Source organism: Paenibacillus apis (assembly GCF_018333295.1).
Taxonomy (GTDB): Bacteria; Bacillota; Bacilli; order Paenibacillales; family Paenibacillaceae; genus Fontibacillus; species Fontibacillus antibioticophila.
This window is the reverse complement of record NZ_BORS01000012.1, coordinates 194,713-203,105: the sequence shown is the minus strand read 5'-3', so window position 1 is coordinate 203,105 and position 8,393 is coordinate 194,713. Positions and strand designations below refer to the sequence as shown.

The window sequence follows — 8,393 nt, the reverse complement described above, 5'->3', positions numbered from 1 at the left end:
CAACCCCTTTAGGGGTAGCTAAAAAAGTAGTGCGGTTGGCGGATCATTCAGTGCCCTTTCAGGGCTGGCCAGTAACAAAGGCTTTCAGCCGCAGAGCAAACCACCCGTTATACGGGTGGTGCTGATTTGATTGCGGCCAGCTTTTATATCCTGAGTAAATGAGGGATCTCGTCCTCGATAAATTCATCCGAGGAAGTCTGGTAGCCCAGCTTGCCGATGCCTTCAAAAATCCGAATTCTGGCTGTGCCCACAGGCTGCCCTTCATAATGCGCCGAGATATGCTCGCATGATCCGTTCAGCACATCGTATTGGATTCGCTCACTTTCCTCTAGTTTTATTCAAGTATATCGGTTATTATTGTTGTAAATACAACAAAATAATTGGGCAGGGGATGACATGAAGGAAATTCTTCGCGAGGTAGGAATGATTGCAAGAGCGTTAGACTCTATAAGCAATATAGAATTCAAGGAGATGGACCTTACCAAGGGGCAATATTTATATCTTGTCCGGATTTACGAGCATCCCGGCATCATTCAGGAGAAGCTCGCAGAGATGATCATGGTGGACCGGACAACCGCGGCACGGGCGATCCAAAAGCTTGAAGCCCAGGGCTTTATTCAAAAAAGAGATGATGAAACGAATAAAAAAATAAAGAGATTATTCCCAACTGAAAAAGGGAATCAAGTATATCCCATCCTCAAGAGAGAAGGGGAGCACTCGAACGCTGTGGCTCTGGAAGGCCTATCGCCTGAGGAAGTGAATACCCTGCTGCGATTACTGCGGCGGGTTCGAGTGAATGTCGAAAAGGATTGGATCTTTGTGAAGAAGGGAAATAAACGACAATATTAATGGCATTAATAATTAGAAGGAGAGGGCACGATGAATACAACCCTAAGAACCTGTACGATGGATGATCTAAGCTTGCTTCAAGCCATCAGCATTGAAACCTTTAACGACACATTTAAGCATCAGAACACGCCTGAAAATATGGCCGCCTATATGAATCGAGCGTTCAACCGAGACCAGCTTGCTCGTGAATTGGCCCAGGCCCATTCCACATTCTATTTTGTCTATGCAGGAGAAGAGGCGGCAGGGTATTTAAAGCTGAATAGAGAGGAAGCCCAATCTGAAAATATGGGTCCTGCATCGCTGGAGATTGAACGAATTTACGTCCGTACGGCCTTTCAGGGACTGGGCTTCGGCAAAACGCTGATCCAGCTAGCCATAGACATTGCCAAGGAAGAGCAGAAGGAAAAGCTCTGGCTGGGCGTGTGGGAGAAAAATGAGCGGGCCATTGCGTTCTATCAAAAATGGGGATTCACTCAAACCGGAGCTCATTCCTTCTATATGGGTGATGAGAAGCAAAGAGATTATATTTTGGTGAAGCTCATGGAAGGTTAGTCCCACAACGCGTAGTCATCATGCAGTCTCCGAATCCGATAAGCGTTCATGGCGAATTCGCGCAGCTCCTCCAGGATAGTGTAATTCGCCCATGCGCCGGCAACCGCACCGATTCCCGGTACCATTTGCAGCATCTTCTTGAAGTCGATGGCATCGCGGTACTCCAGCTGGAAGGTCTCCCAGTCCATTTGGTGAGAATATTCGGCGTCGGAAAGCCATTGCTCCTTTTCAATATGCCAATGCTTGATGGAATCCAGCAGCCTTGCACGGTTTTCCGTCCCTGAGAAGGTCATTTGAAACACTTTAAGAATAAATACCCGCTCCGAGAAATGCTTCGTATCGTAGCCATAGACATGAGCCAGCTCGAACAGATATTTCATCTTGATCGCAATTAGAGCGGGGAAGTCCACCATACTTAGCATAATCCCGCCGGCTCCCGTGCCGGCTCCTTCGGCTACTGCGATTTTCTGATACAGGGCGAACAGTTCTTTCGCTTCTTCGTCGGCTGCCTCCAGCTCAGGAGTGAACCGCACCGGACGCCCGGGCGTATATTCGGCCCCGAACAGGGCCGTACGCACAATCGTGCGAATAGTTGTCGTAATTACTTCATGCACCTTCGGAGGAAGCCATTGATTGATCTGGCTGCCGATCGTTTTCGATGTTTTTTCCAGCCATCCGGGCGGTTTAAACATCTTAAGCTCCCACTCGGTAATATCCCTCAGCACTTTTTGTTCGTAGTTCATAAGCATCGCTCCTCCAAAAGACTTTGTCATATTGTAACAAATCAGTCCGGAATATAACACAGACTGCAGCAGGTTTATGGACCTCGACTATGGTCCAGGGACGGGCGCTGCTCACCAAATCCGTCCTGGGTATCAAGTGAATTCATTCTTCAGGCGGGGTCGGGTGAGCGGCTAACAAGCTATAATAATTAATATGAATTTTTGCGACAGTTGTTAGCAATTGAAGAAAGGGGGTCCGTGTATGAATCGAGAGCATCGCTATACGATCTCGAATTTGGCCGAGCTAGATGACCGTCTGCTGAATCAGACTGTACAGTTGTTCGTGGAGGGCTTCTTTAAGCAGGCAGCTGATCTAATGAAGGTGGGCCTGGAGACTTGTGCCGACGCTTTCAAGCATTCGTTTTTAAAAGAGCATTATTATGTAGCCCTGCAGGACGGGAATGTGTTAGGATTGCTGGCTGTGTCGAGCAGAAAAGGACGTTCTCATGCTTTTAATAAAAGTATATTGCAGCAGGAATTCGGTTTTTGGAAAGGAAGTCTGGTTTATTACTTTTTGAAAAAGGAACTGGAAAAACCTATTAATCTGAAACATGAACAATGCTATATTGAGTCTGTCACAACTTCGGAGGAAGCAAGAGGGCAGGGGGTAGCCACTGCGCTGATACAATATTTGTTCGAGCATTTAGAGTATAAAGAATTCCTGCTGGAGGTCGTGGATACAAACGTGAGCGCATTCCGGCTGTATGAACGGCTCGGATTCACTGTATTCAAGCGCAAAAAGGCGGGATTTTTCGATAAAAAGGGCGGCTTTAACGAAAGATGGTATATGAGACGGGTCAGGGGATAGAATACAACCTTGAAAGCTCTAAAGCGAATTTTTCTAATCCTGAACCGTCTTGTGCTATACTAAAAAAGCGATAACCCATTAGAGTAGGTCGTACAAAATCCTATTAGAGAGAAAGAGGGATAACATGACGAATAACGAGAATGAAAAGAAAAATGAGCTTGGGCAGGAAAGTCAGCTCTACGATCTGAGAAAAAAACAGCTTGAGTGTACGATTATTACAACGAATGGCGTTCCTGTGAAAGGATTCATCGAAGCGTATGACAGATTTGTCGTATTGGTTCGTACTTCTGCCGGGAAGCAGAGCTTGATTTATAAGCACGCCATTTCCACCATTTTGGCCAACAAGTAAAAGGAAACAGCAGGAGATCTTCATGATCCTCTGCTGTTTTTATCATATCGGCTCATTTCTCTGGCTATAGGCGGGATGATGACGCTGATCGGCGTTGGAATTTATTTTTGGTCCAAGAACAAATCAGAGAAGAGGAGAATGAGAGATGGCAACGATCGAGGATTTCTTGAAGCTTGATATACGCGTGGGAACGATTAGAAAGGCGGAGTTCTTTGCAGAGGCCAGGGTACCGGCGATCAAGCTTGAAATTGATCTGGGACCCGACATCGGATTGAAAGGCTCCAGTGCGCAAATTACGAGACGCTACCGGGCAGAGGAGATCATCGGCAAGCAAGTTGTTTGCGTTGTTAATTTTCCTCCAAGACGGATCGCAGGCTTCAAGTCGGAGGTATTAGTGCTGGGAGGAGTGCCTGAGCAAGGCGATGTGATTCTATTGAAGCCGGATATGGCATTGCCGGACGGAACCCCCATCGCTTAAAAGCAAGCCGTATACGTTCTAATTTTGAACGGATGCGCCCGGGTGTAAACGGGGCGCATCCTTGGATACGATACACTGATTTTGTCGATTATTATTCTTCCAAATGTATTTCTATGCAGAAGTGTTTTCTGGCAAATCATCGTTGCTCCCTGTTTTGCAACCATTTAACCGTTCCAATGAAGCCTGCCAGTCCAATTAAAAATACCAGAAAATAACTGATGCCTGCCAAAGGGAATAATGCAGCGCCGTGTTCATTCAAATGCAAAGAAGGTACAGACCAGGGCAGATACGTGCCAATGGCAGTAGGCCCGAATACCAGCGCCAGCATCAAAGTTGTAAAAGCAAAGCCGATCGGCACCAGATAACCGCGCGATATACAGGCCAACAAGGCAAGAGGGGCAGTTAATAGTAGGTGGAGAGAGCCAATGATAAGTATGAGGAACAAATAATGTTGTACAATCGCAAACGAAAAACCAGGAAGTCCAATAGCTAAACCAAGAACCAAGGCATAAGCAAAGCCGATCAACATCATTACAAAACACCAGAATATAACTGCGACATATTTGGCAATCGCTATTTTCCCGCGCGATATGGGCAACACGAGCAAATCCTTGAGCGTCTGATCAGAATACTCACGGCCAAATGTCCAGCTTGTCACCAATCCAAACCCCAGCAGCCCAAACACGGATGAATACAAAAACGCAGTCCGTTCAAGAAAAGAAGGTAAATCGGGCTGTCCTAAGAACAATGTGATGACGAACAATATAAACAGAAGCGTGCCCCATAGAACAAAGGATCGACGCAATTTGTAAACTTCAACGCTGCAGGCTGTCAACAATGGTCTCATTCGGTTTTCCCTCCTCAGCTCCGATTACTTTGAGAAAATAATGTTCCAAATTCTCTTCTTCAATATTTAGCATGGTTAGCGGCACTTCATGATGAGCAAGCAATCTCGCAATATGTTCGGGATGCTTCACGGCATGATCATCCGGTAGTGCAAGGAAGTTATTCGAAGTCGAATGTACCGCATACCCGGAGTCTGAAAGAATAGCTTGAGCCTTCCGGGCATCCTTCGTTCCGATCATCAACTGCTTTCGGCGGATGGTTTCAAAGTCTTTTGCCGTCAGCTCTTCAAGCAATACGCCTTTGTGAATAATGCCGATACGAGAAGCCATTTTGGACATTTCCTCAAGGATATGGCTCGATATAAACACGGTAACCCCTTGTTGAGCAGCTAGAGCCTTCAGCATTTCCCTTATCTCGACAATTCCGGCTGGATCAAGCGCATTCGTTGGCTCATCAAGAATCAGAACGTCGGGCTTATGAATTAACGCTTTGGCCAATCCAAGTTTCTGCGCGTTACCAAGTGACAAATCACTTGCCTTACTATCCGCATATTGAGTCAAATTCAATTGCTCCATAATCTCGTCAACCGCCCTCGGAATCGGTAATCCTCGCAACCTGGCCATCAAACTCAAGTTCTCCCTAACCGTAAAGTTAGGGTAGGCATAAGGAACTTCCACCATATAACCTACTCGTCTCGACAAATCGGGATTCCCATTCGCCCAGCGCTGACCAAACAAATACACTTCTCCGGAAGAAGGCTTACTCATTCCGAGAAGAGCTCGAATGGTTGTCGTTTTCCCTGCGCCATTCAACCCCAGGAATCCATAGATTTCTCCTTTTTTAACGGAAATCGAAACGCGATCTACAATGACTTTATCTCCGTATTTCTTTGTCAGGTTAACGGTTCGAATAATTTCCTCCATAGAAACAGTCCTTCCTGTATCATCAATTTAAATTTAGTTCATTAAAAGTACCGGTTTGTCCACACTCCTGTCATCTGCGGTATAATAACGAACAGGCAAATCTACAACACTGTGTCAATAATGTAGTGAACGGCCTCGACAAATGAGAACATCAATAAAAGACGGCATGGTATTCTCGGATAGAATCCTCCTTATCATTGATTTGATATGCTACAAAAGCTATACTACACCGTGTAGTGTAATTTGTAAAGCGGAACTCTAACCGATTTCTGATGGTATACCTACAAGGGGGAAAGTAAGAATGGATAATACGGAAAACAAGAAAATCCGCAAAGGCTCTTCAGACAAACGTGCTAAAATTATTGCCGCGGCACGGGACCTGTTTCTTTCGGATGGGTTTGATCGTTCCAGCGTCGATGCGGTCGCAGCTAAAGCGGGAGTATCCAAACGGACAGTTTATGATTATTATGGCGACAAACAGAACCTGCTGCTTGCTGTTGTGGAAGAATCCAGTTCGGCGGTTCTGGACATGATCGAGCAAGGGATTTCAGACCACCTCCGGGAATTCGAGGATCTGGAGCAGGCGCTCATCTTATTTTGTCTGCAGATCATAGCTTCTGCGAACGGTTCGGCCGACTACTTTGCTCTGATCCGTCTGGTTATGGTGGAAGCCGCCAACCTGCCAGACTCATTTTTTGAAAGGCTGGATAGCGCAACTGAAGAGGGGATTATCAGGAAGTTTACAGAGTTTGGACAAAACGGATTGCTTAATGTGATCGATCCTAAAATGGCTGCAAAGCACTTCGAAGCATTAACGTTTTTATTGGTATTTAATCAACCGAGAAAAACCGGGACACTAGAGGAGGAACAAACCAAACGTATTATCACTGAAGGCGTGCGCGTCTTTCTTTGCGCTTATGGACCACGTACCGTTCAAAACAGCAATCAACCATCACACTGATCGCGATTTTGCTTAATGTTAAAAGACAGGTGGGGATCACAGAAACGGCTTGTATCCTTCCAGTCAGCACGAATTGGCAGGAGTATTTTGGTTTGGGCTTCAATCCGCCGTACTAACAATGGTAATATTTTTACCTGATGCAACCTTCTTTGACCAGAGACATATTTCGTCCCTAGTAAAAAAACGTTTCTCTAGACCCACTCAAATTGTGTCTGATAGTATGGAACATGCAATGTTGAGCGGAGGGAGAAGCGAGAATGGAACAGCAGCAGCGGTATGAAAAATTGAAAATGGGAGAGCGGGGAGCCATTGTAAGCATTATTGCTTATATTTGTCTTTCGGCTCTGAAATTAATTATCGGGAACCTGTCTGGCTCAGAAGCGCTTCGGGCCGACGGCTTGAATAATGCAACAGATATTATAGCTTCTATCGCTGTTCTGATTGGCCTGAAGTATGCCCAGCGTCCTGCGGATCAGGATCATCCGTATGGCCATTGGAAATCCGAGACGATCGCTTCATTAATCGCTTCCTTTATCATGATGGCCGTCGGACTGCAGGTTTTGTTCAATGCCATATTCTCTGTCTTCGAAGGCAAGCATGAATCTCCGGATTTGATCTCTGTATGGACAGGGCTGTTCTGTGCGGCGGTGATGTATTTTGTCTATCGCTACAACAAAAAGCTCGCAGATAAGATCAACAGCCAAGCCGTCATGGCTGCCGCTAAGGATAACTTCTCGGATGCCCTGGTCAGTGTTGGCGCTGTGATCGGGATTGTCGGGTCCCAATTCGGTCTTCCATGGCTGGATCCGGTAACGGCGATTGCCGTCGGGATTATGATTTGTAAAACGGCGTGGGATATTTTCCGGGAAGCGTCGCATCATCTATCTGACGGGTTCGATGAAAGTGCGATCGAGGCCTTCAAGGACACGGTGAGCCAGGTTCAGGGCGTGGAGGAGGTCAAGGAGGTCAGAGCGCGGAATTACGGCAGCAATGCGGTAGTGGACGTCGTGCTGTCGGTCAGGGGCGACCTGGAATTCCATGAGGCCCATAATGTGGCTACCAACGTAGAGAATGAACTGAAAAAGTCCTCCGAGGTGCTGGAAGTTCATGTTCACTATGAGCCAGCTAAATCTTAAAATCGGTATTGGTCCATCTGCTCTACTCGAGCTCCCATTCGTTGGAATCGGGAGAAATGACTTCCCAGGTTCCGAAGAGGGTAAGCCCTGCGGCTTGAGCTAATGCGATTGATTCCTGCTGATCAAGCCGGCAGCGAAATTGAGGTTGAGCACCCTGCTGACAGGCGTACTGAGCTATAGAGCGGACGACGCTGCGCCCATGTCCTTGTCCTCGAAAAGGGGCGAGCGTGAGCACGCCGATATCCGCCAGGTTTGCTTTGCCCATCCAGGGGTACATACTGGCCGCGCTAACCAATCGATTTTGTTCAAGAGAGCCAAATACGGCCCAGTGGTCCAACTCTACAAAAGCGTCATCCAGGTCCTGCTCTAAGGAAGAGGACTCAAACTGAGCGAACAATTCATGGTCCTGTTCAGTTAAGCGGCGTAAATTACTCGCCAGATCAGTCTCAAGCAATTTTTCTTTTTCAGCTTCCGTGAAATAGAAGAGCGCTTCAGCTTTATGTAAATGAATTCCGCAATCTTGGAGCTGCCGGCGAAAGTTTGTCTCGGAATAACACCTTGTCGCACGCAATCCAGACTTTGCGGCTATCTTGGGGGTTAAGACCGCCATCGTCTTACCTTGTTCCAGCTTCAGTATCATCACTCGATTATCTTCACTTAGTATGCCAAAAGTCAATGACCGCCTGTGGAAATGCTGGCATTCGTTCCT

12 protein-coding genes are annotated in these 8,393 nt (G+C 46.7%); 7 read left to right on the top strand and 5 right to left on the bottom strand.

What is annotated here, in order from left to right; genetic code table 11:
* Positions 1-143: 143 nt before the first annotated feature.
* On the bottom strand, positions 144-302 hold the full coding sequence (locus KI362_RS17895) for a hypothetical protein (protein ID WP_301629149.1): 159 nt from the start codon (positions 300-302) through the stop codon (positions 144-146).
* A 94-nt stretch (positions 303-396) separates the two neighbouring features.
* Between KI362_RS17895 and KI362_RS17890 the strand changes: the two genes are divergently transcribed.
* Positions 397-849 carry a MarR family winged helix-turn-helix transcriptional regulator gene (locus KI362_RS17890; protein ID WP_301629147.1) on the top strand — a complete coding sequence of 151 codons (453 nt, stop codon included), beginning with the start codon at positions 397-399 and terminating at the stop codon, positions 847-849.
* Positions 850-879: 30 nt separating this feature from the next.
* On the top strand, positions 880-1,401 hold the full coding sequence (locus KI362_RS17885) for a GNAT family N-acetyltransferase (protein ID WP_301629145.1): 522 nt from the start codon (positions 880-882) through the stop codon (positions 1,399-1,401).
* Here the strand turns inward: KI362_RS17885 and KI362_RS17880 are convergent.
* Complete coding sequence (locus KI362_RS17880) at positions 1,398-2,144, bottom strand: EcsC family protein (protein WP_301629142.1); 747 nt, start codon at positions 2,142-2,144, stop codon at positions 1,398-1,400. The two genes, KI362_RS17885 and KI362_RS17880, sit on opposite strands and share 4 nt — an antisense overlap.
* A 241-nt stretch (positions 2,145-2,385) precedes the next feature.
* On the opposite strand from KI362_RS17880, the gene KI362_RS17875 reads away from it, so the two are divergent.
* The 3 genes from KI362_RS17875 to csaA all read left to right on the top strand — a co-directional run bounded on the left by KI362_RS17875 (position 2,386) and on the right by csaA (position 3,818).
* Entirely contained in the window at positions 2,386-2,991 is a 606-nt protein-coding gene (locus tag KI362_RS17875; protein WP_301629140.1) for a GNAT family N-acetyltransferase, read from the top strand.
* Positions 2,992-3,115: 124 nt separating this feature from the next.
* Positions 3,116-3,340: an RNA chaperone Hfq gene (gene hfq / locus KI362_RS17870; RefSeq protein ID WP_301629138.1), complete on the top strand. Its 225-nt coding sequence runs from the start codon at positions 3,116-3,118 to the stop codon at positions 3,338-3,340.
* 145 nt (positions 3,341-3,485) lie between these two features.
* Positions 3,486-3,818, top strand: a complete 333-nt coding sequence (gene csaA, locus KI362_RS17865) for a chaperone CsaA (protein ID WP_212939702.1) — start codon at positions 3,486-3,488, stop codon at positions 3,816-3,818.
* A gap of 136 nt (positions 3,819-3,954) precedes the next feature.
* On the opposite strand, the gene KI362_RS17860 is transcribed toward csaA, so the two are convergent.
* Both KI362_RS17860 and KI362_RS17855 read right to left on the bottom strand, forming a co-directional pair.
* Positions 3,955-4,665 carry an ABC transporter permease gene (locus KI362_RS17860; protein ID WP_301629136.1) on the bottom strand — a complete coding sequence of 237 codons (711 nt, stop codon included), beginning with the start codon at positions 4,663-4,665 and terminating at the stop codon, positions 3,955-3,957.
* Positions 4,634-5,587: an ABC transporter ATP-binding protein gene (locus tag KI362_RS17855; protein WP_301629134.1), complete on the bottom strand. Its 954-nt coding sequence runs from the start codon at positions 5,585-5,587 to the stop codon at positions 4,634-4,636. The genes KI362_RS17860 and KI362_RS17855 overlap by 32 nt, the downstream gene beginning before the upstream one ends.
* 301 nt (positions 5,588-5,888) lie before the next feature.
* Here KI362_RS17855 and KI362_RS17850 point away from each other — a divergent pair, with 301 nt between their 5' ends.
* Together KI362_RS17850 and KI362_RS17845 are read left to right on the top strand one after the other, a co-directional pair.
* Positions 5,889-6,548 (top strand): TetR/AcrR family transcriptional regulator, encoded by a 660-nt coding sequence (locus tag KI362_RS17850; RefSeq protein WP_301629132.1) that lies wholly within the window; start codon positions 5,889-5,891, stop codon positions 6,546-6,548.
* 257 nt (positions 6,549-6,805) lie between these two features.
* Positions 6,806-7,684, top strand: coding sequence for a cation diffusion facilitator family transporter (locus KI362_RS17845; protein WP_301629130.1), 879 nt, complete (start codon positions 6,806-6,808; stop codon positions 7,682-7,684).
* Between the two features lie 22 nt (positions 7,685-7,706).
* On the opposite strand, the gene KI362_RS17840 is transcribed toward KI362_RS17845, so the two are convergent.
* The gene (locus tag KI362_RS17840) at positions 7,707-8,324 is read right to left on the bottom strand and encodes a GNAT family N-acetyltransferase (protein ID WP_301629127.1); all 618 of its coding nucleotides are present in this window, start codon (positions 8,322-8,324) and stop codon (positions 7,707-7,709) included.
* Between the last annotated feature and the right edge of the window lie 69 nt (positions 8,325-8,393).

Coding starts and splice junctions, on each gene's coding strand:
- KI362_RS17890 (WP_301629147.1), top strand. CDS start 397: ATGAAGGAAATTCTTCGCGAGGTAGGAATGATTGCAAGAGCGTTAGAC.
- KI362_RS17885 (WP_301629145.1), top strand. CDS start 880: ATGAATACAACCCTAAGAACCTGTACGATGGATGATCTAAGCTTGCTT.
- KI362_RS17880 (WP_301629142.1), bottom strand. CDS start 2,144: ATGAACTACGAACAAAAAGTGCTGAGGGATATTACCGAGTGGGAGCTT.
- KI362_RS17875 (WP_301629140.1), top strand. CDS start 2,386: ATGAATCGAGAGCATCGCTATACGATCTCGAATTTGGCCGAGCTAGAT.
- hfq (WP_301629138.1), top strand. CDS start 3,116: ATGACGAATAACGAGAATGAAAAGAAAAATGAGCTTGGGCAGGAAAGT.
- csaA (WP_212939702.1), top strand. CDS start 3,486: ATGGCAACGATCGAGGATTTCTTGAAGCTTGATATACGCGTGGGAACG.
- KI362_RS17860 (WP_301629136.1), bottom strand. CDS start 4,665: ATGAGACCATTGTTGACAGCCTGCAGCGTTGAAGTTTACAAATTGCGT.
- KI362_RS17855 (WP_301629134.1), bottom strand. CDS start 5,587: ATGGAGGAAATTATTCGAACCGTTAACCTGACAAAGAAATACGGAGAT.
- KI362_RS17850 (WP_301629132.1), top strand. CDS start 5,889: ATGGATAATACGGAAAACAAGAAAATCCGCAAAGGCTCTTCAGACAAA.
- KI362_RS17845 (WP_301629130.1), top strand. CDS start 6,806: ATGGAACAGCAGCAGCGGTATGAAAAATTGAAAATGGGAGAGCGGGGA.
- KI362_RS17840 (WP_301629127.1), bottom strand. CDS start 8,324: ATGATACTGAAGCTGGAACAAGGTAAGACGATGGCGGTCTTAACCCCC.